20 protein-coding genes, 1 tRNA gene and 2 pseudogenes are annotated in these 24,217 nt (G+C 66.0%); 14 read left to right on the top strand and 9 right to left on the bottom strand.

What is annotated here, in order from left to right:
• Window positions 1-2: 2 nt before the first annotated feature.
• The 7 genes from GGC64_RS16240 to GGC64_RS16210 all read left to right on the top strand — a co-directional run bounded on the left by GGC64_RS16240 (window position 3) and on the right by GGC64_RS16210 (window position 8,072).
• Entirely contained in the window at window positions 3-1,994 is a 1,992-nt protein-coding gene (locus tag GGC64_RS16240; RefSeq protein WP_304611099.1) for an acetyl-CoA carboxylase biotin carboxylase subunit, read from the top strand.
• Window positions 1,987-3,147 (top strand): acyl-CoA dehydrogenase family protein, encoded by a 1,161-nt coding sequence (locus GGC64_RS16235; protein WP_192723505.1) that lies wholly within the window; start codon window positions 1,987-1,989, stop codon window positions 3,145-3,147. The genes GGC64_RS16240 and GGC64_RS16235 overlap by 8 nt, the downstream gene beginning before the upstream one ends.
• A complete protein-coding gene (locus GGC64_RS16230) occupies window positions 3,144-3,626 on the top strand; it encodes a MaoC family dehydratase (RefSeq protein ID WP_192723504.1) in 483 nt (160 codons plus the stop codon). The genes GGC64_RS16235 and GGC64_RS16230 overlap by 4 nt, the downstream gene beginning before the upstream one ends.
• Complete coding sequence (locus tag GGC64_RS16225; protein WP_192723503.1) at window positions 3,626-4,441, top strand: CoA ester lyase; 816 nt, start codon at window positions 3,626-3,628, stop codon at window positions 4,439-4,441. The genes GGC64_RS16230 and GGC64_RS16225 overlap by 1 nt, the downstream gene beginning before the upstream one ends.
• Window positions 4,442-4,685: 244 nt before the next feature.
• Window positions 4,686-5,789, top strand: a complete 1,104-nt coding sequence (pdhA, locus tag GGC64_RS16220; protein ID WP_192723502.1) for a pyruvate dehydrogenase (acetyl-transferring) E1 component subunit alpha — start codon at window positions 4,686-4,688, stop codon at window positions 5,787-5,789.
• A 64-nt stretch (window positions 5,790-5,853) separates the two neighbouring features.
• A complete protein-coding gene (locus GGC64_RS16215) occupies window positions 5,854-6,852 on the top strand; it encodes an alpha-ketoacid dehydrogenase subunit beta (RefSeq protein WP_225952007.1) in 999 nt (332 codons plus the stop codon).
• Window positions 6,849-8,072 carry a dihydrolipoamide acetyltransferase family protein gene (locus GGC64_RS16210; RefSeq protein ID WP_192723500.1) on the top strand — a complete coding sequence of 408 codons (1,224 nt, stop codon included), beginning with the start codon at window positions 6,849-6,851 and terminating at the stop codon, window positions 8,070-8,072. Before GGC64_RS16215 ends, GGC64_RS16210 begins: the two co-directional genes overlap by 4 nt.
• Here GGC64_RS16210 and GGC64_RS16205 read toward each other — a convergent pair whose 3' ends face one another.
• The 6 genes from GGC64_RS16205 to GGC64_RS16180 all read right to left on the bottom strand — a co-directional run bounded on the left by GGC64_RS16205 (window position 8,073) and on the right by GGC64_RS16180 (window position 12,477).
• Window positions 8,073-8,333 carry a hypothetical protein gene (locus GGC64_RS16205; protein ID WP_192723499.1) on the bottom strand — a complete coding sequence of 87 codons (261 nt, stop codon included), beginning with the start codon at window positions 8,331-8,333 and terminating at the stop codon, window positions 8,073-8,075.
• Window positions 8,334-8,393: 60 nt separating this feature from the next.
• Window positions 8,394-9,146 (bottom strand): enoyl-CoA hydratase, encoded by a 753-nt coding sequence (locus GGC64_RS16200; RefSeq protein ID WP_192723498.1) that lies wholly within the window; start codon window positions 9,144-9,146, stop codon window positions 8,394-8,396.
• A 5-nt stretch (window positions 9,147-9,151) separates the two neighbouring features.
• Window positions 9,152-10,354, bottom strand: a complete 1,203-nt coding sequence (locus GGC64_RS16195; RefSeq protein ID WP_225951760.1) for an MFS transporter — start codon at window positions 10,352-10,354, stop codon at window positions 9,152-9,154.
• A 61-nt stretch (window positions 10,355-10,415) separates the two neighbouring features.
• On the bottom strand, window positions 10,416-11,096 hold the full coding sequence (locus GGC64_RS16190; RefSeq protein WP_192723497.1) for a hypothetical protein: 681 nt from the start codon (window positions 11,094-11,096) through the stop codon (window positions 10,416-10,418).
• An 8-nt stretch (window positions 11,097-11,104) separates the two neighbouring features.
• The gene (locus tag GGC64_RS16185; RefSeq protein WP_225951759.1) at window positions 11,105-11,764 is read right to left on the bottom strand and encodes an MspA family porin; all 660 of its coding nucleotides are present in this window, start codon (window positions 11,762-11,764) and stop codon (window positions 11,105-11,107) included.
• A 29-nt stretch (window positions 11,765-11,793) separates the two neighbouring features.
• Window positions 11,794-12,477, bottom strand: a complete 684-nt coding sequence (locus tag GGC64_RS16180) for an MspA family porin (protein WP_192723496.1) — start codon at window positions 12,475-12,477, stop codon at window positions 11,794-11,796.
• 405 nt (window positions 12,478-12,882) lie between these two features.
• Between GGC64_RS16180 and GGC64_RS16175 the strand changes: the two genes are divergently transcribed.
• Window positions 12,883-13,413: a hypothetical protein gene (locus GGC64_RS16175; protein WP_192723495.1), complete on the top strand. Its 531-nt coding sequence runs from the start codon at window positions 12,883-12,885 to the stop codon at window positions 13,411-13,413.
• Between the two features lie 4 nt (window positions 13,414-13,417).
• On the top strand, window positions 13,418-14,095 hold the full coding sequence (locus GGC64_RS16170) for a sensor domain-containing protein (protein WP_192723494.1): 678 nt from the start codon (window positions 13,418-13,420) through the stop codon (window positions 14,093-14,095).
• A gap of 36 nt (window positions 14,096-14,131) precedes the next feature.
• Here the strand turns inward: GGC64_RS16170 and GGC64_RS16165 are convergent, their stop codons facing one another.
• Window positions 14,132-15,370, bottom strand: a complete 1,239-nt coding sequence (locus GGC64_RS16165; RefSeq protein ID WP_192723493.1) for an HNH endonuclease signature motif containing protein — start codon at window positions 15,368-15,370, stop codon at window positions 14,132-14,134.
• 64 nt (window positions 15,371-15,434) lie between these two features.
• Entirely contained in the window at window positions 15,435-16,745 is a 1,311-nt protein-coding gene (locus tag GGC64_RS16160; protein WP_192723492.1) for a PE-PPE domain-containing protein, read from the bottom strand.
• Window positions 16,746-17,303: 558 nt separating this feature from the next.
• Here GGC64_RS16160 and GGC64_RS35175 point away from each other — a divergent pair.
• On the top strand, window positions 17,304-18,377 hold the full coding sequence (locus GGC64_RS35175) for a hypothetical protein (protein ID WP_192723491.1): 1,074 nt from the start codon (window positions 17,304-17,306) through the stop codon (window positions 18,375-18,377).
• Between the two features lie 84 nt (window positions 18,378-18,461).
• Here GGC64_RS35175 and GGC64_RS16150 read toward each other — a convergent pair.
• Window positions 18,462-18,538, bottom strand: a tRNA-Arg gene (locus GGC64_RS16150).
• 130 nt (window positions 18,539-18,668) lie between these two features.
• Here GGC64_RS16150 and GGC64_RS16145 point away from each other — a divergent pair.
• The 4 genes and pseudogenes from GGC64_RS16145 to GGC64_RS16135 all read left to right on the top strand — a co-directional run bounded on the left by GGC64_RS16145 (window position 18,669) and on the right by GGC64_RS16135 (window position 24,195).
• On the top strand, window positions 18,669-20,153 hold the full coding sequence (locus GGC64_RS16145) for a wax ester/triacylglycerol synthase family O-acyltransferase (RefSeq protein ID WP_192723490.1): 1,485 nt from the start codon (window positions 18,669-18,671) through the stop codon (window positions 20,151-20,153).
• Window positions 20,150-21,382 (top strand): annotated as a pseudogene (locus GGC64_RS35170) (HAD-IB family hydrolase/lysophospholipid acyltransferase family protein); the annotation flags it as partial. The gene GGC64_RS16145 and the pseudogene GGC64_RS35170, both read left to right, overlap by 4 nt.
• A 204-nt stretch (window positions 21,383-21,586) precedes the next feature.
• Window positions 21,587-21,746 (top strand): annotated as a pseudogene (locus tag GGC64_RS35315) (hypothetical protein); the annotation flags it as partial.
• A gap of 100 nt (window positions 21,747-21,846) precedes the next feature.
• Window positions 21,847-24,195: a glycerol-3-phosphate 1-O-acyltransferase gene (locus GGC64_RS16135; RefSeq protein ID WP_192723488.1), complete on the top strand. Its 2,349-nt coding sequence runs from the start codon at window positions 21,847-21,849 to the stop codon at window positions 24,193-24,195.
• The last annotated feature ends 22 nt before the right edge of the window (window positions 24,196-24,217 follow it).

Below are 24,217 nucleotides of genomic sequence, written 5' to 3'. Positions count from 1 at the left end.
TGATGAGCTTTGACACAGTATTGGTAGCCAACCGTGGCGAGATCGCGGTGCGAGTCATTCGCACCTTGCGCGCGCTGGGGATCCGTTCGGTCGCGGTGTTCAGCGATGCCGACGCCGGCGCCCGCCACGTCGCCGAGGCGGATGTCGCGGTGAACATCGGGCCCGCGCCCGCCCGCCAGAGCTACCTCGACATCGAGGCCGTTGTCGACGCCGCGAAGCGCACCGGCGCGCAGGCCGTCCATCCCGGATACGGATTCCTCTCGGAGAACGCACAATTCGCCACGGCACTACAAGCGGCAGGCATTGTATTCATCGGACCGCCCGCCGCGGCGATCCAGACGATGGGCGACAAGATCGCCGCGAAGGCCGCGGTTTCCGCGTTCGGCGTGCCGGTCGTCCCTGGTGTGTCCCGCCCGGGGCTGACCGACGCCGACTTGATAGCGGGCGCCGACGAAGTCGGGTATCCGGTGTTGGTCAAGCCGTCGGCCGGAGGTGGCGGCAAGGGCATGCGAGTGGTGCACGAGGCCACGGAGTTAGCCGCCGCTCTGGCCAGTGCGCGTCGCGAGGCCGCGTCGGCATTCGGCGACGACACGTTATTTCTCGAACGGTTTGTGTTGAATCCCAGGCACATCGAGGTACAGGTGCTCGCCGATGGGTACGGCAACGTCGTGCACTTCGGTGAGCGCGAGTGCAGCCTGCAGCGGCGGCATCAGAAGGTCATCGAGGAGGCGCCATCGCCGCTGCTCGACCCCGCGACCCGGGCGCGAATCGGGGCGGCCGCGTGCGACACCGCCCGCAGTGTCGACTACACCGGTGCGGGCACAGTCGAATTCATCGTCTCCGCCGACCGGCCCGACGAGTTCTTCTTCATGGAGATGAACACCCGCCTTCAGGTCGAGCACCCGGTCACCGAGATGGTCACCGGCGTCGACCTGGTCGAGCTACAGGTGCGCATCGCGGCAGGGGAGAAGCTGCCGGTTGCGCAGGACGACATCGCGATGCACGGCCATGCCATCGAGGCGCGGGTATACGCGGAGGATCCCGCGCGCGGCTTCCTGCCCACCGGCGGCGATGTGCTGGACCTCGCCGAGCCCGAGGGGCCTGGTGTGCGGGTGGATTCCGGCCTTGCGGCCGGCATGGTCATCGGCAGCGAATACGACCCGATGCTGGCCAAGGTCATTGCGCACGCAGCCGACCGGCCCGCCGCTCTGCGTGCGTTGGACCGCGCGCTGATGGATACCGCGGTCCTCGGCGTCACCACCAACATCGACTTCCTGCGCTTCCTGCTCGCCGACGCCGATGTCGCGGCAGGCCGCCTCGACACGGGGTTGCTGGACCGTCGCACCCCGGACTACGTCGCGTTCGAGCCTGGCGACGACGAGCTGATCGCCGCTGCGGCCTACAAGTGGCTGAGATTGTGGCCTGCGCACGTCGGCGATCTGTGGGAGGTGCCGTCGGGCTGGCGCGTGGGTCAGCGCGCGCCAACGATAGTTCGGCTGCACGCCGGCGAGCGTACCGATCACGTGTATCTGACCGGCACCCCGGCAGCGGCCACCGCGCAGGTGGAGGGTGGCGAAAAACGCTCGCTCACAACATCTCTGGATGGCGACCGGTTGACCGTTACGCTCGACGGTCTGCGCACCGGGTACCTCGTGGCGGTGACGGACGGCCAGATCTGGCTGTCGGGTGGCGGGCACACCGCGATGCTCGAGGAAGTCCGCGAAGCACCCGTGCGGCCGGACGACGAGCTCAGCGGTGATGCCGAGTTGACCAGCCCGATGCCCGGATCCGTTGTGGCCGTTGGTGTCGAGGACGGCCAGAGCGTGGCGGCAGGCACGGTCGTCGTCACCGTGGAGGCCATGAAGATGGAGCACGCATTGTCCGCGCCGGTCGACGGCGCCGTCGAACTACTCGTCGCCGTCGGCGACCAGGTCAAGGTGGGCCAGCCGCTGGCAAGGATCACCGCAGATACGAAAGAAGAAGCTGATGTCTGATTTTCTGGCTACCGGGTTGCTGCCGGATCACTACGAACAACTCGCCAAGACCGTGCGCGACTTCGCGAACAGTGTGGTGGCTCCCGTCGCCGCCAAACACGACGAGGAGCACTCGTTCCCGTACGAAGTGGTGTCGGGGATGGCCGACATGGGGCTGTTCGGTCTGCCGTTCCCCGAGGAGTACGGCGGCATGGGTGGCGACTACTTCGCGCTGTGCCTGGCACTCGAGGAACTCGGCAAGGTCGACCAGAGCGTGGCGATCACGCTGGAGGCGGGTGTGTCGCTGGGCGCGATGCCCGTTTACCGGTTCGGCAATGAAGAGCAGAAGCAGGAATGGTTGCCGCTCTTGGCAAGTGGCAAGGCGCTCGGCGCGTTCGGACTGACCGAGGCCGGCGGCGGCACCGATGCGGGCGCCACCAAGACCACGGCCAAGCTGGACGACGGACACTGGGTCATCAACGGCTCCAAGCAGTTCATCACGAACTCGGGCACCGACATCACCAAGCTGGTTACGGTCACCGCGGTGACCGGCGATGCCGGTGACCGCAAGGAGATTTCGTCGATTCTGGTGCCGGTGCCCACCGAGGGGTTCACCGCCGAGCCCGCGTACAACAAGGTGGGCTGGAATGCATCGGACACCCATCCCTTGTCGTTCGACGACGTCCGGGTGCCCGCCGAGAACCTGCTCGGCGAACGCGGCCGCGGGTACGCCAACTTCCTGCGCATCCTCGACGAGGGCCGCATCGCCATCGCGGCGTTGTCTGTTGGCGCCGCGCAGGGCTGTGTCGATGAGTGCGTGAAATACGCCAAGGAGCGCGAGGCGTTCGGTGCTGCGATCGGCACCTACCAGGCCATTGCGTTCAAGATTGCGCGGATGGAGGCGCGGGCCCACGCCGCCCGCACGGCTTACTACGACGCGGCCGCACTCATGTTGGCGGGCAAGCCGTTCAAGAAGGCAGCGGCGATCGCCAAGCTGGTGGCCAGCGAGGCTGCGATGGACAATGCCCGCGACGCCACCCAGGTGTTCGGCGGCTACGGTTTCATGAACGAGTACACAGTCGCGCGCCACTACCGCGACAGCAAGATCCTCGAGATCGGTGAGGGGACAACGGAAGTGCAGCTGATGCTGATCGCGCGCGAGGCGGGACTGTGAGCGACAAGCGCATAGTTGTTCAGCGCGGGCTGTGGTTCGAGGAGTTCGAGACAGGGGTGCTCTATCAGCACCGGCCCGGCCGCACGATCACAGAGGCCGACAACGTCCTGTTCACCACGCTGACGATGAACACCCAGGCGCTGCACCTCGACGCCGCGTTCTCTGACGCGCTGCCGCCGTTTCATCAGCGGCTGGTGAACTCGATGTTCACCCTGTCGACGCTGGTCGGCTTGTCGGTGGCGCAACTGACGCAGGGCACGATCGTCGGCAATCTCGGGTTCGGCGAGGTCGCCTTCCCCAAGCCGCTGTTCCACGGCGACACGCTGTACGCCGAGACCGAGGTCACCGACAAGCGGGAGTCCAAGAGCCGCCCGGGCGAAGGCATCGTGACGTTCGCGCACACCGGACGCAATCAGCACGGCGATATCGTGGCGACTGCATCACGCAAAACCATGGTGCGCAAGAAGCCGGAGGAATGATGGCGCTCACGCACACCGGACCGGGGTGGTTGTTCTGCCCGGCCGATCGCCCCGAGCGATTCGAAAAGGCCGCCGCGGCAGCCGATGTGGTGATACTCGACCTCGAGGACGGCGTCGCGGCCAAGGACCGCGAAGCGGCCCGCAAGGCGCTGATCGAGACGCCCCTTGATCCCGAGCGCACCGTCGTGCGCATAAACCCCAGCGCCACCCCGGACCACCAGCTCGATCTCGAAGCGCTGAAGAGCACGGCCTACACGACCGTCATGCTCGCGAAAACCGAAGACCCGCAACAGATTCGCGACCTCGCACCGCTGGATGTGGTGGTTTTGATCGAAACGCCCTTGGGCGCGCTGGCGGTCAACGAGTTGGCGCGGATGGACAACTCGCTGGCATTGATGTGGGGCGCTGAAGACCTCTTCGCGGTGCTCGGTGGCACCGCCAACCGGTATCCCGACGGCAGCTATCGCGAGGTGGCGCGACATGTCCGCTCGCAAACCCTCCTTGCGGCCAAGGCATACGGTCGAATGGCGCTGGATTCGGTGTACCTCGACATCAAGAATCTCGACGGCCTTGCGGCGGAGGTCGACGATGCGGTGGCCGTCGGATTCGATGCCAAGGTTGCGATCCACCCGTCACAGGTGGCCGTCATCCGCGCCGGTTATGCGCCCACGCCCGAGCAGGTCGAATGGGCTCGGGCCGTCCTTGCGCGGGTGGCCGACGAGCGCGGCGTCTTCCAGCACGACGGGTTGATGGTCGACGCCCCCGTGCTGCGGCGCGCGGAACGGATCGTCGCGCTGGCACCGGGTCAGCGGTAGACCGGCAGTACTGAGGGCGACACGTCCCGCAGGCGGTGGCTGTTCAGCGGGCGCGACGGATGTTCGAGCGCATAATGGAAATTGCCCCAGTGTTGGGGCGAGCAGAGCGCACGGTCTGACCAGCTCCACACCCCGGTAGCTGACAGACGGCCCCTCACCAGGGGTTTGCTCTGATCGTCTTGGCGCTGAGCACCTCACGGTCTAACGGCGAAACATGCCGCGACTGAGACCTGAAGGAGGCGTTATGGCTCTCCCTTTTGTGCAGCCGGCTGCGGATGCTGCGAGCGTCGAGCTCGCGCCGATCCGGCTGGTGGACCCCGACGGGTCACCCACAGCCGAGGATCGCTACAGCCGCGATTTGCCACCCGAAACACTGAGTTGGCTCTACGAGCTGATGGTCGTCACACGCGGCCTCGACAGCGAATTCGTCAACCTGCAACGCCAGGGCGAACTGGCGCTGTTCGCCTCCTGCCGTGGCCAGGAGGCCGCGCAAATAGGCGCCGCAGCATGCCTGCGCAAGACCGACTGGTTGTTCCCCCAATACCGCGAGATCGGTGCGTTCCTGTTGCGCGGCATCACGCCGGCGCAGATGGGCGCCGTGTGGCGGGGCAAGTGGCACGGCGGACTCGGCTTCACCGAGCGCTGCTGCGCGCCGATCTCCATCCCCATCGGCACCCACGGCCTGCACGCGGTAGGGGCTGCGATGGGCGCCCAGCGGCTGGGCGAGGACTCCGTGACGCTGGCGTTCCTCGGCGACGGCGCCACCAGCGAGGGCGACGCGCACGAGGCGCTGAACTTCGCGGCGGTCTTCAACGCGCCGTGTGTGTTCTTCGTCCAAAACAATGGTTGGGCGATCTCGGTGCCCGTCAGTCACCAGATGGCGGCGCCATCGATCGCGCACAGGGCGATCGGCTACGGGATGCCGGGCATTCGCGTCGACGGCAACGACGTACTGGCCTGCTACGCAGTGGTCGCAGCGGCCGCCAAGCGGGCCCGCGACGGTGGCGGCCCGACGCTGATCGAAGCCATCACGTATCGGATGGGTCCGCACACCACGTCGGACGACCCGACGCGCTACCGCTCCGAGGTGGAAGTCGCGCACTGGGCTGCGCTGGATCCGATCGACCGGTACCGCACCTATCTGCAGAGCATCGGCGTGTGGACGGAACGGCTGGAGGAGCGTGTCGCAGCCAGGACGAAGCGGGTGCGAACCGAACTCCGCGAATCCGTCGTCGGCGCAGACGATTTCGACGTCGGCGAGATGTTCGACACGGTGTATCACGACATCACCCCAGACCTGGTTCGACAACGCGAACAACTGCGCGACGAGTTGGCGAAGGAGGCCTGACATGACTCAGATCATCGAGCGGCCCCCGATGCACGGCGACGACGTACCCGAACCGCGGGGACCGATGCTGACCACGGTGCCTACCGCGCCGACGCTGACGATGGCCCAAGCGATCAACCGGGCCCTGCACGACGCGATGGCGGCCGACGACCGGGTGCTGGTGTTCGGCGAAGACGTCGCCACTCTGGGCGGCGTGTTCCGCGTGACCGAAGGGCTGACCGAAACCTTCGGTGACCAACGGTGTTTCGACACTCCGTTAGCAGAGTCGGGCATCGTCGGGATCGCGATCGGATTGGCGATCCGTGGTTTCTTGCCCGTCCCCGAAATCCAGTTCGACGGGTTCGCGGCGCCTGCGTTCGACCAGATGGTCAGCCATCTGGCCAAGTACCGCATGCGCACCCACGGTGACGTCGACATGCCGGTGACCATCCGCATTCCGTCGTTCGGCGGGATCGGCGCGGTGGAGCATCATTCGGAATCCACCGAGAGTTACTGGCTGCACACTGCGGGACTGAAGGTCGTGGTGCCGTCGACGCCGTCGGATGCGTACTGGCTACTGCGGCAGGCGATCGTGAGCCGCGATCCGGTGATCTACCTCGAGCCGAAACGGCGGTACTGGACACGAGAGGTCGTCGACACGCACACGCCCGCATTGCCGATCGGACGTGCGGCGGTGCGTCGCGTCGGGTCGGATGCCACGGTGGCGACGTACGGGCCGTTGGTCGCCACCGCGCTCAGTGCGGCCGAACTTGCCGAGCAGCACGGTTGGAGCCTCGAGGTCGTTGATCTGCGGTCGCTGAACCCGCTGGACTTCGACACCGTAGCCGACTCGGTGCGCAAGACCGGTCGCGCGATCGTGATGCACGAAGGTCCGCGCACTCTGGGCTTCGGCGCCGAATTGGCCGCCCGCATTCAGGAAGAGCTGTTCTACGACCTGGAGGCACCGGTGTTGCGCGCCACCGGGTTTGACACGCCCTATCCGCCGGCCAGGCTGGAGAAGCTGTGGCTGCCGGGCCCGGATCGGCTGCTGGACTGTGTGGAGCGGGCGATGAGGCAGCCATGAGCGGCGATGAGCGCTCGCGCGAAGAGTTTTCAACGCAGGTCAAGGAATTTCTCGTCCCCGACTTGGGCGAAGGTCTCGAAGACGCGACCATCACCGGGTGGAGCATCGCGGTCGGCGACGACGTCGAACTGAATCAGACGCTGTGCACCGTCGAGACCAACAAGGCCGAGGTCGAGATTCCCAGTCCGTATGCCGGCAGGGTCGTCGAACTCGGCGGCGCCGAGGGTGACACCTTGAACGTCGGCACGATGCTGGTCCGTATCGCCACCGACGCACCGGCGGCAGCGGCGCCGCAGAACGACAGGCCGAAGCGCAAACCGGTGCTGGTCGGCTACGGCGCCGACGACGAGATGGACAGCAGCAGACGCGGATCCGTCGGGGAACGGCCACGGGCCAAGCCGCCGGTGCGCAAGCTGGCGGCCGAACTGAACGTCGACCTTTCGACTGTGGCCGGCAGCGGGCCGGATGGAGTGATCACGCGCGAGGATGTGCTCGCCGCTGCGGGCAGATCGGCGCCGACCCCGGAGATGGTCGCGGTGCGCGGTGTACAGGCCGAGATGGCACACCGGATGACGTTGTCGCGCAGTCAGATACCTGACGCGCACGCCGGTGTACAGGTCGACTGTTCGCGTCTGATCGGACTGCGCGACCGGCTGCGTGACAGCACAGACGAGACGTCGCCGATCACGCCGTTCGTGTTGACTTTGCGGTTGTTGACGATCGCGCTGCAGCATCACTCCCACCTGAATTCGACATGGGTCGACACCACTGATGGTCCGCAGCTCCATTTGCATTCCGCTGTGCACCTGGGGTTCGGCGTGGCCGCGCCGCGAGGACTGCTGGTGCCCGTCGTCAGCGATGCGCAGGACAAGACCACCCGGGAGTTGGCGACGACGGTCGCGCGACTCATCCGCGAGGCGCGGGCAGGCACGCTGAAACCGGCGGAGTTACAGGGCTCGACGTTCACGGTGTCGAACTTCGGCGCACTCGGGTTGGATGAGGGCGTTCCTGTGATCAATTATCCGGAGGCGGCGATCCTGGGGATGGGATCGCTGAAGCCACGACCCGTCGCTGTGGAGGGCGAAGTCGTTGTGCGCCCGACGATGTCAGTGACATGCGCATTCGACCATCGAATCGTCGACGGCGCAGCGGTGGCGGCGTTCCTCGGCGAGCTACGCGAGCTCATCGAGGCGCCGGAACTCGCGCTGCTTGACCTCTGATCAGCAGGGGTCGCCAGGAGGCGTGTAATACGGCACGCCCTCGACCGTGTAGCACGGTATCTCGCCGGGGATGTACGGATCGGTGGCCGCCGCGATGGCGACCCCGGTCGCCACGTCACCGGCGATGTTGGTGCAGCCGCCCACCCCGACATGGCGTCCGTGTGCACCGGCGCAGATGTCGGCGTCGGCCGCCGGTGCGACCACCACCGGCACCACAGCCATCCCCATTGCTGTGAACAGCACAGCTGCCAGCTTCTTCATTTCCCGCTCCTTTGGTGACCCGGCCCGATAGCAGCGTAGGCGGCTTTTCTAACGGTTGGGTCATTTTCGCTGCGCGGCGGCCAACCTCTTGGCGAACTCCGGGGATGTGATCGAGGTGGCCTGCGGCCCCAACTCGGTGTCGACGGCGATGCGGTGTTGCTCGGTGTCCACGACACCGGGGTTGGCAGTCGCGCGCATGGAGGCTTTCGTTGCGATGACGACGTCCCGGGGTGCGGCCGCCGGTCCGGCGGCGAGTTTCCTTGCGGCCGCAACGGGATCGTCGGCGACCTCGAGCGCCAATCCATACCGCACCGCGGCCTCGGCATCGAAGCGCATGCCGAAAAGCAGTGAGGCACGGGCGACTTGCGGACCGACGGCGCGCTGCAGCATCCAGGTGGCGCCGCCGCCGGGATGGATGCCGAGCTTCTGGAAGCGCGGATCGAAAAGCGCTGCGGGACCGGCGATTCGAACGTCAGCGGCCAGCGCCAGATTCAAACCCGCGCCGACGGCCGCGCCGTTGACCGCTGCGATCGTCGGCAGCGCGCAGTTGGCCACGGCGAGGAATCCGTCGTAGATGACGCGCAGACCGTCCTCGGTTGCGGCACCGAGCGCTGTCAGGTCGGCGCCTGCACAGAACGCCTTGCCTGCCCCGGTGACGATGAGGGCGTGCACGTCGGGGTTGGCTTCTGCGGCGTCGACCGCCGCGCGCAGGGCCGCCGAGATCTCCGCAGTGACGGCGTTGCGGCGCTCGGGGTCGTTGACCGTGATGACGGCGACGTGCTCGTCGACGTGGACCAGTACTGGATCGGACACGGACCTCAGCCTAATGACCGCCTTTTCGGGCGAGCGTCGACGGTGATCGTCATCGCCAGCGAGATGGCGCAGGCGGCGACGGCCGTGGCGGCGGGCCAGCCGAAGCATCCGACTGCCGCCGCGCCGAATGCGGTGCCCAGCGTGCCGCCGACGAAGTAGACGAGCATGTAGGCGCTGTTGAACCGGGCCGGTGCCGTGGGATCGATCGCCAGCACCGTGCTCTGGTTGGCGACCTGGGCGGCGAACAGGCCGGCGTCGAACAGGGCGAGGCAGGCCAGCGTCACGGTTGCATTCGACAGGCACACAGCCAGCGTCACGGTGGCGGCCAATGCGATGACGAGCCCGACGAGTATCACCCGTCGTGCGCCGACCCTGTCGGTCCAGGCGCCAGACACTCGGGTCGCGACGATGCCGAGCAGTCCCGCGAAGGCGTAAACGCCGATGCGCTCCGAAGAATACGAAAACGGCGGCTGGGACAGTGCGACCGCAAGGCCCGCCCACACCGAGCAGAACGCGAAGAACCACAAGGCACCGCGGCAGGCGGCGAGCCGAAGCGCTGCCACACGGACGTACAGGCCGGGCAGTTTGCGAAGGGATGCGAGGTATCCCGCGGTTACGCTGCCTGCTGCATCGGGCAGCACGAAGCGCGCAGCGACCGAAACGATGGCGCAGGCCGAGGCGAAGACGAGAAACATTGCGCGCCAGCCGATCTCGTCATTCAGCCAGCCGCCGACGATCCGTCCCAGGAGGATGCCTGCCGAGATCCCAGCGGTGACGATGCCCAGAACCGTGGCCCGCCGCAGCGGATTTGCGAAACGTCCTGCAACGGAACTCAATTGGGCCCCGACGGACGATCCGGCACCTATCACTCCGACAACAAGGGCTAGAAGCCACGGTGTGCCGACGACGGCGTTGATGCCGAGCGCGATGGCCAGCGCGCCGAATTGCGTTGACAACACGTGCCTTGGCGAGAACCGGTCGACCAGCGGAACCAGCAGGGCGAGGCCGATCAGGTAGCCGAGCGGTCCGCATGCCAACGCGATGCCGACTGTGGCCAGCGACGTATGCATTGACCCCGCGACATCGGCGATGGCGGGTTGCAGCGGATAGATGCTTGCGGTGCCAAGTGCGGCCGCCAGCGCCATGAACCAAACGACTGGTGTCGAGAGGACGGGTGCGCGGGGTTCGGAGATGACGTCGGTTTGCATGGCACCGACGCTATGAACGTGAAGGTCTCCGACGCTGGCGGAAAACGGACACGGCAGTCACTCAGCCCGGCGGCGGAGGCACCAGCGGCGGCGCGCCGGGCGGTGGCGGCGGGTCAGGCTGGAACTGCACCAAGCCCGGCGGGATGTTGGTTCCCGGCGGTGGCGCGGTACCCGGCAGCGGTTCGCCGAGTTGCTCCTGCGGCACCTGCCCAAGCAGTCCGCCCTTGAGCATGCCTGCGCGGTACATGTCGATGTAGCGGCCCAGCCACTCGCGACGGGTGACGTCGTTGTTCTCATCGCCTGGAGCGACGTCGAACTGCTCGCACTTGCCCGGTGCCGAGGGCACCATGCACTGCTGCGGCCCGTATGCGTTGTTGAACGGGTTCAGGTTCGGCACCACGCCCGGGCCCGCACCCGGCGCCGACGGCACCGCGTTCTGGCCGAGAACCGTGGTCTGGTCCAGACCGGTAATCGGCGGGGCGCCCAGTGCAGCCGGGTTCTGGTCCTGCCCGTTCTGCGCCAACACGTCGAGCCCCTGCGGGCCCAGCGGCGCACCCAACACCGGCACCGGCGGGCCAGGGGGAGGCGGAGGCTCGGGTGCGCCGGGCACCGGCAGTGCCGGATCCGGTGGCAGTGGCGGGTCGGCAGCGGCGGTCGCCGAGAAGGCGACCGCCGCACCGACCGTGATCAATCCGGCGGCCGCGATGTTCGCGACTGCCAATCTCTTTCGGCTCGAATCCATGCCCGACGTCAGACGGCTTTGGTCACGCCGTAGTAGGCCACCACGTCGTCGGTGTCGGTGGTCGAACTCGTCAGCGTCGCGTAGGACCGCAGGAAGGACTGACCGACGCAACCGTCGACCTTGATGTGGGTGTCCTTCAGCGTTACGCGGACGGGCGCGGCCTTGAACGTCTTCTTGTCGACGGTGACGGTCGAGACGGTGCCGGGCTTGGCGTGGATCTCGATGGTGCCCGAGATCGGGAACGACAAACCGGTGGGCAGCAGGTTCGCACCGGGGATCGACGAGCCCGAGGTACCGATACCGACCTGGCCGATCAGACGCACCTGGCCGAGCTCGATGCCGCAACCGATCTGGTAACCGGCCTCGAGCGTGCCACCGTTCAGGCTCGTCTTACCGCTGCCCGTAACCGTTCCCGTGAAGGTGCCGCCGACGAGGTATTCGCGCGACGACACCGCAGTGGTCAGTGGTGCGACGGGCAACTGCGTCTCGTCCTTGGCGACCACGGTCAGCACCCAACCGTCGGGAGACGTCACCACACCCGGTTCGGCCGACGCGACCACGCCGTTGTCCGGTGGCGGTCCGTCGTCGCCGGGGTCCGCCGAAGCGATCGGCGCCGTCCCGAGCGGGATCAGCGAGCAGGCAGCCAGTGCAGCAAAGCGATTCACCATTATTTTCTTTCGTTCGAGTTCGACTGGGGTTAAACGGCCTTGGTGACGCCGAGGTAGGTGATGACGTCGTCGGTGTTGTCGGTCGAGCTCGTCAGCGTCGCGTACGAGCGGATGAAGGACTGGCCGGCGCACTGGTCGGTCTTGATCCGGACGCCCGTGATCGTGATGCGGGTCGTCGTGCCCTTGAACGACTTCTTGTCGATCGCGACGGTGGTGACGGTGCCGGGCTTCAGGTACACCTTGCCCTGCAGGCTGATGCCGAAGGCGCCGGACGCCTTGGTGAACGGCAGGTTGATGCTCGGCGTGAAGCTGGCGCCGGGGTTGATCTCCGTCTCGTCGGAGATGATGCCGCAACCGATCTGCTCGCCGGCCTCCATCGAGCCGCCGGTCAGCTTCGTCTTGCCGCCGCCGGTGATCTTGCCGACGAAGGTGCCTGCGATCAGGTACTCGCGCGACGAGATCGCGGTGGTCAATGGAGCGACGGGCAGCTGCGTCTCATTGCTGCCGACCACCTCGAGGTGCCAGCCGTCCGGCGTGTCGAGCACTCCGGGAGGACCTGACGGAACGGCGCCCTCCGGCGGCAGCGGGTTGGTGGCATTCACGGGCACGGCCGGATCCGACGGCGGAGGAGGGTCGGCCTGCGCGAGGGGCGCGACGGCCGCGACGGGTATCGCGACGCAGACGGATGCCAACATGGCAAAGCGATTCAACATGGTTGGGATAGCGCCTCTCGTGGTCTGAACACAACGGATCTGTAACGGATGTGTCGCGAGGGAGCCTCTAATGGTGGGGTTTCCAAACGGTGAACACACCGCAAACAGTTCGCGCCCGGTTCCCATCGAATCGGCGTCTTGTGACATGCACTCTTGTCCAGACCACAGACAGATGTAATCCTCCTCACAGGCGCACGAAAGCCGATGGACCGCAACTAGATACCGGCCGTTGGCCGGTAGTTCACCAATTGGACACTTTGGCGATTGACCGTAGGTCGCGTTGCTTATTGCCCTCGAGACTGGACGGGGCTCGTCGACGTGGGTTTGGCTGGCCGGTGCAACGCGTGCCAGCGGGTCAACGCAAACTCAGCGACGCTGCGAGACCGACAACCTTGGAGGAGAACATTGAAGGCATTCCACGCCCGTGAACGAAGCGTTGCCGCGTCCGTTCTCGCGTTGGGCATCGGACTGGCGCTCGCCCCAACCGCTTTCGCCGACGACTACACCGTCGATGGACAGGGCGCTGGTCCGATCCAGGTCGCCGCAGGGCCCACGTCGGACAACGCCGATCCCGCCGCACTGCAGGCCTGCGACGCATTCGCCCAAGTGCTGGACACCTCCTCGAGTTACTACGGCGACTTCGCCGACAGCTTCGAGGGATCCGACTACGCCGACCCGGCCGTCGACACCAGCAATGTCACCGGTCGGACTGCGCTGAGACAGTCCGCCGCCGTGGCCATGCAGGCGGCGCAGACACCGGGCCTGGACCCGTCGATCGCGAACCCGATGCGGATTTGGTCGCTCGGCGCGAGCAAGCTACTTGTGAAGATGGGACTGCGTATCCCCGGCGACAGCCTCAACAGCACGGCCACCGAGATGAACGCCCAGGCCGAACAGGTTCAGCAGGCCTGCGCCAACGCCGGGACGCACGCGTAATTCGGTGAAACACTTTGTCTTTGGCGCGCTCGCGCTCAGCTCGGTTCTTGCCGGTTGCGGTGGGGCGGTTTCGGGTGCGTCGGAACCGAAGTTGGTTCCTGACTCCGCATTGACCGCGTCGCTCGCGACCGCCGACGAACTGAACGCGATCATGGGCACCAGCGGAATGGTCTCGCATACGCCCGTCTCGCAGATGGGTGATCATCGCAACCTGCTGCCCAACCTCAACTGCCTCGGTGTCTGGCAGGTCAACGAGGCGCCGATCTACGAGTCGAGTCACTGGAAATCGGTGCGCCAACAACTGGTTCGGGTACCCGACACCGACAACTGGAACTTCCTCGTCGTGCAATCGGTCGTGTCCTACCGAACCGCGGATGGGGCACGGCAGTTCCTCACCGAGTCGACCGACCGATGGTCGAAGTGCAGCAATCACACGCTGAATATCCAACTCAACGGCCAGGTGTTGCCGGGCTGGCGAAGTGGCGACCTCACCAAAACCGACAACCGGCTAGCGCTGCCGTACACGAGGACAAGCGGCGATCAGGTCCGGTCGTGTCAGCGCGTGCTGCAAGTTGCCGCGAACGTGGTGCTGGACATTCAGGCGTGTAAGCCCCAGCAGCAGAACGCAATCACCGCCGCGGCCGACGTCGCCGACAAGATCGTGTCGAAGTTTCCTCGGTGAGTTACGTTACGCGCCAACCCTTTTGATGCAGTCAGCCTAGTTGTTGGTTGGTGGTGGTTGGGGTTGGTAGGGGTCATACCACCAGCAGTCGGCGCGTTCGCCCAGTGGTCCGGTCCAGGGTGGGACATCGGGCGGGGGTTGGGTGGGTGGACGTGCCAGTGATCTGGTGTCGAGTGGTTGGCCGGTGTTGTCGGTGACGACGAGGTGGGTGGCGGGTCCGGTGATGATGATCCCGCCGCGGTGGTGGAGCCGGTGGTGGTACGGGCACAGCAGCACGAGGTTGTCCAGGTCGGTGGGGCCGCCGTTTTCCCAGTGCACCAGGTGATGGGCGTGCAGTCCGCGGGTGGCCCCACACCCGGGTACCGCACACGTGGGGTGGCGGTGTTCCAGCGCGCGGCGCAGTCGCCGATTGACCGTGCGGGTGGTGCGTCCGGCGCCGATCGGTTGGCCGTGGCGTTGGAACCAGACTTCGCAGGTGGCATCACAGGTCAGATATTGGCGCTCGGCATCGGTGAGCAGCGGCCCCAGATGCAGGGCGGCCATGCGCTGCTCCACGTCGAGGTGGGCGACGACGGTGGTGTGTTGTGCGTGCGGGCGGCGCGCGGCCTCGGCGTCCCAGCCGGCCTCCACCAGCCGCATGAACGCCTCACCCGTGGTCGGCGCCGGGGGCCGCTGCGCTGAATCGTCTGCACCCTGGTCGTGTTTCCACTCGGTGTACAGGGCGTCGTGATGCGAGGCCAGTGCGGCGTCGAGCTTGGCCGACTCGATGTGGGGCAGTCGGATGCGCCACGTGGTGAAGTGCTCATCAGTGGTCTTGGTGACCGAAACCTTCGGCTCCGGTGGAGGCTCGGGGTTGGGGTCGGGTCGGGGTTCGAGTTTGACTGCGGTGCGCAACTGGTTGACCGTCGCCACGGTCGCCAACTGCGCGTAATGCTCATCAGAGCCCGCACCCGCGGCGCCGGCGATGACGCCGACCTGATCCAGCGACAACCGGCCCTGGCGCATCGCTTCTGCGCAGCGCGGAAACTCGTCGAGCCGGCCCGCGACCGTCGTAATGGTCTTCGCGGTGGTCGAGGACAACCCCAGTCGCCAGGCCACCAACCCCGCCACCGAGCGTGCCCCGGTGGCACCCCACAACCCGTCGCGGTCGATCTCGGCGACGATCTCCACCACGCGCCCATCGATGGCGTTGCGCTGCCCCGCCAACTCCGCGAGCTCCTCAAAGAGCACCTCAAGACGCTCCTTCGGAATCATCGCGGTCGCCGCTAAGGACATAACGACATCATCACAAAAGGGTCCGACAAATTTCGGTCACCAAGCGCTACAGCTTGATTGGTCACTATCCCGCTTCGGCGTCTTTACCCGTGTTCGGCTTCTCGTCGTGCTTGGGCTGCGTCGCGTCCTTCGGGTCGTCCTTGGTGGGTTTGTCCACGGCCACAACAGGATCCGAAGTGGGAGCGTCGTCGTCCGCCTTGCCCTGCGGCTCAGCCTTCTCGCTGTCGCGCACCACATTGGTCAACGGCTTGGCCGCGTCGACGGTGGCGAGCTTCTTCTTGTCGTTCGGCTTGGGGTCCGTCGTCGTTTCCGTCTTCAACGTCGACACAGAGGGCACAGTCTGCAAGGCGCCCGGGAGCGTCGACGCGAGCTGGGGCAGTGACGAGCCTGGCGTCGCCGGCTGATACTTGCTCGGGTCTGCTGGGATCGGATTGCCGTTGGGGTAGGCGGAATTCACGATAGCGGTCAGCACCGGTTCGGTGGCGTCGGCGATGACATTGCCGACCACAGGGACAAGGCGAATCAGATTGGTCAGCGGCAGGCCATTGCTGGTGTAGGTGACGTAGGTGGTCTTCCCGCGTTGAGTGACGTACGCGGCGACCCGGTCGCCGTCCGGTATCGCGCCGCATTGCGCGTCGGGACATTCGAGGACGGTGCCGTTGTCGGTGATGCCGCATGTATTGGCGCTACCGCAGCTGACGGCGGGCGATCCGTCGGGGTACACCGGGAGGTCCAGGTCGTTCTGGTTGAGGTGGCGGTAGAGATAGGCGACAAGGGAGTTGACGGCGGCGACTGGGTTGAGCACGTCGGCGGGCGCATTGGAGTTGTAGTCGTATTCGTAGCCGACGTCGACCAGACCGAGAGCGTCCGTGTCGGTCGGCGATGGGATGGGGTTGACCCCGATGAGCGCAAACCACGGGTAGCGGGTGCCGAAGCCGCCGTTCGGCCGGGACACGTTGTTGTCGAGGATGAAGACCGTCTTGGAAAGGACCGGGTCATGGCTGGCCTGCAGCGCCATCAGAAGCAGGCTGGTGTTCGCGGCGCCCCACCCCGAGGAGAGCACGGCGTTGGTCTCGTCGGTGTGCGCTTGCAGGGCCTGATTGATGCCGAACGGCCCCGTGAAGAAGTTGACGTGTTCGAGGTCGTCGCCTGTGTTGAAGGGCGCCTGATTGAACATCCCTTGGAAGAAGTCTTCGTTCCCGCTGCCGTCGGGGTGCGTCGAGCTGCCGACGACGATCAGCGCCGCGAGGTCGACGAGCGGGGCCGAGATCGACGCGGGCTGGGTGGCAGCAACGCCTGCCACGGTGGTCGCGACGCCGAGTGCGGCGACGGTCGTCGCAAGCCTGCTCAGTCTTTTGGTACGAGGTGTATTCAAGCCCGGCGTCCCCTCCAAGGTTCCGCTAGCAACCTATCTCGTTGAGCGGGCGCCAGGCGAGTTGTTCAGGCTCCGAGTCCAAGAGTCGACATTGGCCGGCGGGGTCTTCGATCGTCTTCGCCTGCGCTACAAGAAGTTTCGGCAATACCGACGGGGTAGTGGGCGTCTGCAGCAAGCGACCGAATGAATGCAAAGCAGGGAAGATATGTTGCCGTGCCTCCAGTACTATTTTGCTCTGTTGTCAATTCCAGTTCATTGCCGTGATTGCCAACCGCGCGGAATGTGACACTCTCTTCCAAAATTCAGCTGACGGGACTTCGTGACTGGGAAACAGCTGCCAGCTCGCTGAAATCGCCTTGACTAGGTGCGTTGTTAACGCAGGTTTCATCCGTTGTGGTGAGATTCTGTGCTATGGCGGTCGCTTCGTCGCCACTGGTAGAGAGTTTGAGAATTTGCCGTTCCAAGATCAAGTTAGTGGCAAAATGTTGCTTGCTCAGCTAGCTAGTGTTAGCTGAGCGGGGGGGGTGGACTCACTTTGGCAACGAAAGGACCCCCGATATGGGCGCGCACAGCAAGCGCACAAGCAAGACTTCCCGCAAGCTTCAGGTCACTACCTACCTGGCAGCCGGCGTGCTGGCCGGCGGTGGCGGAGCCGCCGCGTTGACAGCAGCCATGTCGACGCCCGTCGCGGCACCGGCCATGTCCGAGGGCGGCGGCGTCCAGCTGACCAGCCTGGGCAGCATGCTCGGATCGGTGGTGCATGTGCTGGTCGGCAACGGCTCCGACGCGACCACCGACGACGGTAACGGCGGCAACGCCGGGCTGCTGATCGGCAACGGCGGTGCTGCCACGGGTGGCAATGGCGGCCACGGCGGCCTGCTGCTCGGAAATGGCGGCAGCACCTACGAGGGCACAGGCGGAAGCGCGGGCCTGCTCGGCAACGGCGGTGATTCCGTCGAAGGTACCGGTGGCAACGGCGGCCTGGTGCTCGGCAACGGTGGCGACAGCACCGGCACAATCGGCGCGGGCGGCCCCGGCGGTGGGAGCAACGGCGGCAACGCCGGCCTGGTCGGCAGGGGCGGTGACGCGGTCGGCGGCAATGGTGGCAGTGGCGGCGTGGTACTCGGCAACGGCGGCGACTCGTTCTTCGGCGACGGCGGTCATGCCGGCGTGGTGGCCGGCAACGGCGGTTCGTCTCTCGAGGGTGACGGCGGCAACGGCGCTGTGCTCGTCGGCAGCGGCGGTAACTCCTTCGACGGCAACGGCGGCAACAGCGGCGTGGTGTTCGGCAATGGCGGCGACACATTTGGTGAGCAGGGCGGGCACGCGGTTTTGACCGGGGACGGCGGCGACGGCGGCGTTGGCGGTGACGGCGGCATCCTGCTCGGTAAAGGTGGCGTCGGCTTCGGCGGCACGGACGGCAAGGGCGGCATTCTCGGCTCGCTGAGCGACGCAGTCACACCCAACACCGTCAGCACAGCCAAGGTCGCGAGCCCGGCGACCAGCGGCACGACACCGAAGACCACCAAGCCGAAGGTCAGCGCACCGAAGATCAAGGTGCCCAAGATCTCGTTGCCGAAGATTTCGCTACCGAAGCTCCCGACATCGAAGACCAGCACCAGCACGAAGTAAGGGTTCATCGCCCCAGCGACACAGAAGGCGCGCCCGGCAGTCCGAGGGCGCGCCTTCTGCATGCTCACTGAGAGGCTCTGACGGTGGCGCCCCCGGCACGACTCGAACGTGCGACCTAGAGATTAGAAGGCTCTTGCTCTATCCAGCTGAGCTACGGGGGCAGCGTCGGTGAGTGTATCTCGCGGCCACCGGGAACCCTGGGCTCGCAACCGCTATAAAGGCACAGCGTGCCGCCGGGCGGCGGACTAGCGTAGTGGCAGCATTCAGGCGTTAAGGAGGGGAGCGACGAGCATGAGCGACATGCCGGAACTCGATGCTGACGGACTTCCGGAGGAACTCAGCGCGTTCGACCAGATATTGCATCGCGGTGAAGCCCACCCGCGCACTCGATCCGGCATCATGACCATCGAACTGCTCGACACTACCCCGGACTGGGCCGCTTATCGGGCAAGGTTCGACCACGCCTCGCGCAAGGTGCTGCGGCTGCGGCAGAAGGTCGTCATGCCGACGCTGCCCACTGTGGCGCCGCGGTGGGTGATCGACCCGGACTTCAATCTCGATTTCCACGTGCGCCGCATGCGGGTCCCCGAGCCGGGCACCATGCGTGAGGTATTCGACCTCGCCGAGATAGCCGCGCAGTCGCCGCTCGACATCTCCCGGCCGCTGTGGACCGCGACCCTGGTCGAGGGCCTCGAAGGCGGCCGTGCCGCGCAGTTGGTACACCTCAGCCACGCCGTGACCGACGGTGTCGGCGGCGTCGAGATGTTCGCCAACCTCTACGACCTCGAACGCGATCCACCACCCCAGGCGCCTCCGCCGCTGCCGGTTCCCCAGGACCTTTCGCCCAATGACCTGATGCGCCAAGGCATTAACCGGCTTCCCGGCACCATCGCGGGGCGGGTGCGCGGCGTGCTGTTCGGCGCAGCGCACGTTGTCGGCAGGGTCGTCCGCGATCCGATAGCCAACATGGGCGGAGTCGTCGAGTACGCCATGTCCGGTGCCCGCGTCGTCGGACCCGTCGCCCCGCCGTCACCGGTGCTGCGGCGTCGCAGTCTCTCGTCGCGCAGCGATGCCATCGACATCGAGTTCGGCGCGCTGCACAAGGCCTCCAAGGCCGCCGGTGGCTCCATCAACGACGCCTATCTGGCAGGCCTGTGCGGCGCCCTGCGCCTGTACCACCAAGCCAAGGGCGTGCCGATCGACGCGCTGCCGATGGCGGTGCCGGTCAACCTGCGCTCCGAGGCAGATCCTGCCGGCGGCAACCGATTTGCGGGCGTCAACCTCGCCGCCCCGGTCGGCCTGCAGGACCCCGAAGTGCGCATCAAGAACATTCGGTCGCAGATGACCCGCAAGCGTGAGGAGCGTGCCATCGACATGGTCGGCGCCATCGCGCCGGTGCTCACGCTCATGCCCGATTCCGTGCTCGAGTCGATGGCGGGATCGATCGTCAACTCAGACGTGCAGGCCAGCAATGTGCCGGTCTACGCGGGCGATACCTTCATAGCGGGCGCGAAGGTGTTGCGCCAGTACGGCATTGGGCCCCTGCCCGGTGTCGCCATGATGGTCGTGCTGATCTCTCGTGCCGGATACTGCACCATCAGCACGCGTTACGACCGTGCATCGATCGACGACGCCGACCTGTGGGCCCGCTGCCTGCTGGCCGGCTTCGACGAGGTGCTCGCGCTGGGCGGCGACGGTCGGGCCGTACCAGCGACGTTCACCGTCGAGACCCCAGAACCCACCCCAGTGTCACCCAACGGAAGTGCGGCGCAATGACTTCGGCCAACGGTCAGCCAAATCCCCGATCGATGCGGCTGCCCGGGTCGGTCGCCGAGATCGAGGCGAGTCCGCCGGGCCCTGAGGTCGGCGCGTTCTTCGATCTTGACGGCACTCTGGTAGCCGGGTTCACCGGCGTCGTCATGACCCAGGATCGGCTGCGCAGGCGGCAGATGTCAGTCGGCGAGTTCATCGGCATGGTGCAGGCCGGCCTCAACCATCAACTCGGTCGCTCCGAGTTCGAGGATCTCATCGGCAAGGGCGCCCGCATGTTGCGCGGAAACTCGCTGGCGGACATCGACGAATTGGCCGAGCGACTCTTCGTGCAGAAGATCGTCGGTCGCATCTACCCGGAGATGCGTGAACTCGTCCGCGCCCACATGGCCCGCGGCCACACCGTCGTGCTCAGCTCTTCGGCGTTGACGGTCCAGGTGGAGCCCGTCGCGCGATTCCTCGGCATCGAGAACGTGTTGAGCAACAAATTCGAGGTCGACGAGAACGGCTGCCTGACCGGCGAAGTGCTCACGCCCATCATCTGGGGACCCGGAAAGGCAAGGGCCGTACAGGCATTCGCTGCCAAGAACGGCGTCGACCTGGCGAAGAGCTACTTCTACGCCGATGGTGACGAGGACGTCGCGCTGATGTATCTCGTCGGCAATCCGCGACCGACCAACCCGGCGGGCAAGCTCGCCGCGGTCGCCGCCAAGCGGGGCTGGCCAGTGCTGCGGTTCACCAGTCGCAGCGGCGCCAATCCGGTTTCGCAGTTGCGGACTGCGGCGGGAATCGCATCGATGGTGCCGATCGCGGCAGGCGCGCTCGGCCTGGGTCTGCTGACCCGCAACAAGCGCACGGGGGTCAACTTCTTCACCTCGACGTTCGGCCGGACACTGCTCACGGCCACCGGCATCAACCTCAACGTCCTTGGCAAGGAGAATCTGACCGCCAAACGGCCCGCGGTGTTCATCTTCAATCACCGCAACCAGGCCGACCCGATGATCGCGGGAACCCTGGTCAGCGACAACTTCACGTCGGTCGGAAAGAAGGAGCTGGAGAACGATCCGATCGTCGGCACCATGGGCAAGATCATGGACGCGGCGTTCATCGATCGCGACGACCCGAAGAAGGCGGTCGAGGGACTCAAGAAGGTCGAGGAGCTTGCGCGCAAAGGACTTTCGATCCTGATCGCGCCTGAGGGCACCCGCCTAGACACTACCGAGGTCGGTCAATTCAAGAAGGGACCGTTTCGGATCGCGATGTCGGCAGGGATACCCGTCGTGCCCATCGTGATCCGCAATGCCGAGGTCATCGCCGCTCGCGACTCGAGCACGTTCAACCCCGGCACCGTCGACGTCGTCGTCTACCCGCCGATCCCCGTCGACGACTGGACCCACGACAACCTTTCCGAGCGCATCGCCGAGGTGCGTCAGCTGTACCTGGACACCTTGAAGGACTGGCCGCACGACGAGGTGCCGACGCATCCGCTGTACAAGCGCAAGAAGGCGCCTGCCAAGAAGGCGGCGGCGAAGAAGGCACCTGCCAAGAAGGCGGCGGCGAAGAAGGCACCTGCCAAGAAGGCGCCGGCCAAGACGACGACGGCGGCAACGAAAGCGACGACCAAGGCCGCCGAAAAGAAACCGGCGAAGAAAACACCCGCCAAGAAGACGGCGAAAAAGGCTGCCGCAAAGGGCCGGTCGTGAAAATCTCCGCCGATGAGTTCGCGGCGTTCACCGCGACTGACGACGCGCTCGTGCTCGCCTCGGTGTCATCGCCCGCCGAAGAGGCGCTACTGAACGACTGGCTGGCACGCCAGCGCCGCGAGCACCCGGATTCCAACGTCGACGTGCTGCGGCTACCGGCCGACGACGACCCGCCGCCGGGAACGCTGGCGTCGCTGGTCGAGGAGTTGGACACCGACGAGGATCGATCGGTCGTGCCGGTGCGCGTGTTCTGGGTGCCCGGTGGCCTGCCCACCCGATCCAAGGTCGTCGCGTTCCTTTCCGGTCGTGACACCTACCGACCGCCGGAGATGCTGCAGAAGCGGATTCTGCGGAAGGATCCCTCGCGCGCCAGGGTGGTGGCCGGTGAACCCGCGAAGGTCTCTGAGTTGCGACAGCAATGGCATGAGACCACCGTCGCTGAAAACCCAAGGGAATTCGCACGATTCGTCATCCGACGGGCGATCCTGGCGATCGAGCGCGTTGAGCTGCGCCTCCTCGGCCCCGAGTACAAGTCGCCACGGCTGATCAAGCCCGAACTGCTGGCATCGGCACGGTTTCGTGAGGGTCTGGAAAAGATTCCCGGTGCGACAGTCGACAAAGCCGGTGAGATGCTCGACGAACTGTCCACCGGATGGAGTCGGTTCTCGGTTGACCTGATTCCGTCGCTGGGCCGCGCCATCTTCAGCCGCGGCTTCGATCCCAACATCGACTACGACCGCGCCGAAGTCGAGGCAATGCGGCGCGGTTTGGAACATCATCCCGCGGTGCTCCTGTTCTCGCACCGGTCCTACCTCGACGGTGTGATCGTGCCCGTGGCGATGCAGGAGAACCGGCTGCCACCCGTCCACACCTTCGCGGGCATCAACCTGTCGTTCGGATTCATGGGCCCGTTGATGCGCCACTCCGGGGTCATCTTCCTGCGGCGCAAACTCGACGATCCGCTGTACAAGTACGTGCTGCGGCAATTCGTCGGCTACATCGTCGAGAAGCGGTTCAACCTGAGCTGGTCGATCGAGGGCACCCGGTCGCGCACCGGAAAGATGTTGCCGCCCAAGCTCGGTCTGCTCGCATATGTCGCCGATGCCTACCTCGACGGACGCAGCGAGGACATCCTGTTGCAACCGGTGTCGATCAGTTTCGATCAGTTACACGAGACCGCTGAATACGCCGCGTACGCCCGTGGTGGCGAGAAGACGCCCGAAAGCCTGTCCTGGATGTACAACTTCATCAAGGCCCAGGGCGAGCGCAATTACGGCAAGATCTACGTGCGCTTCCCCGAAGCAGTGTCGATGCGTGAATACCTCGGCGAACCGCACGGCCCGATGACCACCGACGAAGCCGCCAAACGCCTTGCGCTGCAAAAGATGGCGTTTGAGGTGTCGTGGCGGATTCTGCGCGCCACCCCCGTCAACGCGACGGCGCTGGTGTCGGCGCTGCTGCTGACCACCCGCGGGGTGGCACTGACGCTGGACCAGCTTCATCACACGTTGCAGGACTCGCTGGACTACCTGGAACGCAAGCAGACGCCAATGACCAACAGCGCGTTGCGGCTTCGCACGGCCGACGGCGTTCGCGCAGCCCTCGACGCCTTGTCCAACGGTCACCCCGTCACCTGTGTCGAGGGCGGCAGGGAGCCGGTGTGGCGGATCGCGCCCGAGAACGAGCATGAGGCAGCGTTCTACCGCAACACCCTCATCGACGCTTTCCTCGAAACGTCGATCGTCGAGTTGGCGCTCGTGTTTGCGGCCCGCGCGGAATCCGATCGGCTGGAAGCGTTTTGGTCGCAGGCGATGCGGCTGCGCGATCTGCTGAAGTTCGACTTCTACTTCGCGGACTCCGCCGCATTCCGCGGACATGTGGCCGAGGAGATGTCCTGGCATGAGGAATGGGAGAGCCAGGTGGCCGCCGGTGGCGCCGAGATCGACGTGCTGTTGCGCGCGAAGAAGCCGTTGATCGCCAGCGCGATGCTGCGGCCGTTCTTCGAGGCGTACGAAATCGTGGCCGACGTGTTGCTCGACGCCCCCGCCGAGATCGGCGAGAAGGAACTGACCAAGATGGCGCTTGGCGTCGGCAGGCAGTTCGTCGCACAGAACCGGGTGCGCAGCAACGAAGCCGTATCGGCGCTGCTGTTCGCGACCGCGCGGCAGGTGATCGCCGACCAGGGCCTGCTGGCACCCGCCGCCGACCTCAGCGACCGGCGGACCGCGTTCCGCGACGAACTGCGGGGCATCCTCGGCGACATGGACAAGGTCGAGCAGGTCGCCCGCGAGCAGTTCTACGCTCGCGAGATGAAGCGGCGGGCACTGCGCAGCGAGGGCGCCTAGCCCGACGCCATACGCTGGTCGT

The organism is Mycobacterium sp. OAS707, from assembly GCF_014873705.1.
Taxonomy (GTDB): domain Bacteria; phylum Actinomycetota; class Actinomycetes; order Mycobacteriales; family Mycobacteriaceae; genus Mycobacterium.
Note: the sequence above shows the minus strand (reverse complement) of the source record. Positions and strands in the feature narration are given on the sequence as shown.

Bases quoted from the DNA above. Each gene is read 5' to 3' on its own strand.
- GGC64_RS16205 (WP_192723499.1), bottom strand. From the start codon at position 8,333: ATGAAGAAGCTGGCAGCTGTGCTGTTCACAGCAATGGGGATGGCTGTG.
- pdhA (WP_192723502.1), top strand. From the start codon at position 4,686: ATGGCTCTCCCTTTTGTGCAGCCGGCTGCGGATGCTGCGAGCGTCGAG.
- GGC64_RS16190 (WP_192723497.1), bottom strand. From the start codon at position 11,096: ATGGATTCGAGCCGAAAGAGATTGGCAGTCGCGAACATCGCGGCCGCC.
- GGC64_RS16195 (WP_225951760.1), bottom strand. From the start codon at position 10,354: ATGCAAACCGACGTCATCTCCGAACCCCGCGCACCCGTCCTCTCGACA.
- GGC64_RS16185 (WP_225951759.1), bottom strand. From the start codon at position 11,764: ATGGTGAATCGCTTTGCTGCACTGGCTGCCTGCTCGCTGATCCCGCTC.
- GGC64_RS16235 (WP_192723505.1), top strand. From the start codon at position 1,987: ATGTCTGATTTTCTGGCTACCGGGTTGCTGCCGGATCACTACGAACAA.
- GGC64_RS16240 (WP_304611099.1), top strand. From the start codon at position 3: ATGAGCTTTGACACAGTATTGGTAGCCAACCGTGGCGAGATCGCGGTG.
- GGC64_RS16215 (WP_225952007.1), top strand. From the start codon at position 5,854: ATGCTGACCACGGTGCCTACCGCGCCGACGCTGACGATGGCCCAAGCG.
- GGC64_RS16145 (WP_192723490.1), top strand. From the start codon at position 18,669: ATGAGCGACATGCCGGAACTCGATGCTGACGGACTTCCGGAGGAACTC.
- GGC64_RS16225 (WP_192723503.1), top strand. From the start codon at position 3,626: ATGGCGCTCACGCACACCGGACCGGGGTGGTTGTTCTGCCCGGCCGAT.
- GGC64_RS35175 (WP_192723491.1), top strand. From the start codon at position 17,304: ATGGGCGCGCACAGCAAGCGCACAAGCAAGACTTCCCGCAAGCTTCAG.
- GGC64_RS16210 (WP_192723500.1), top strand. From the start codon at position 6,849: ATGAGCGGCGATGAGCGCTCGCGCGAAGAGTTTTCAACGCAGGTCAAG.
- GGC64_RS16165 (WP_192723493.1), bottom strand. From the start codon at position 15,370: ATGTCCTTAGCGGCGACCGCGATGATTCCGAAGGAGCGTCTTGAGGTG.
- GGC64_RS16180 (WP_192723496.1), bottom strand. From the start codon at position 12,477: ATGTTGAATCGCTTTGCCATGTTGGCATCCGTCTGCGTCGCGATACCC.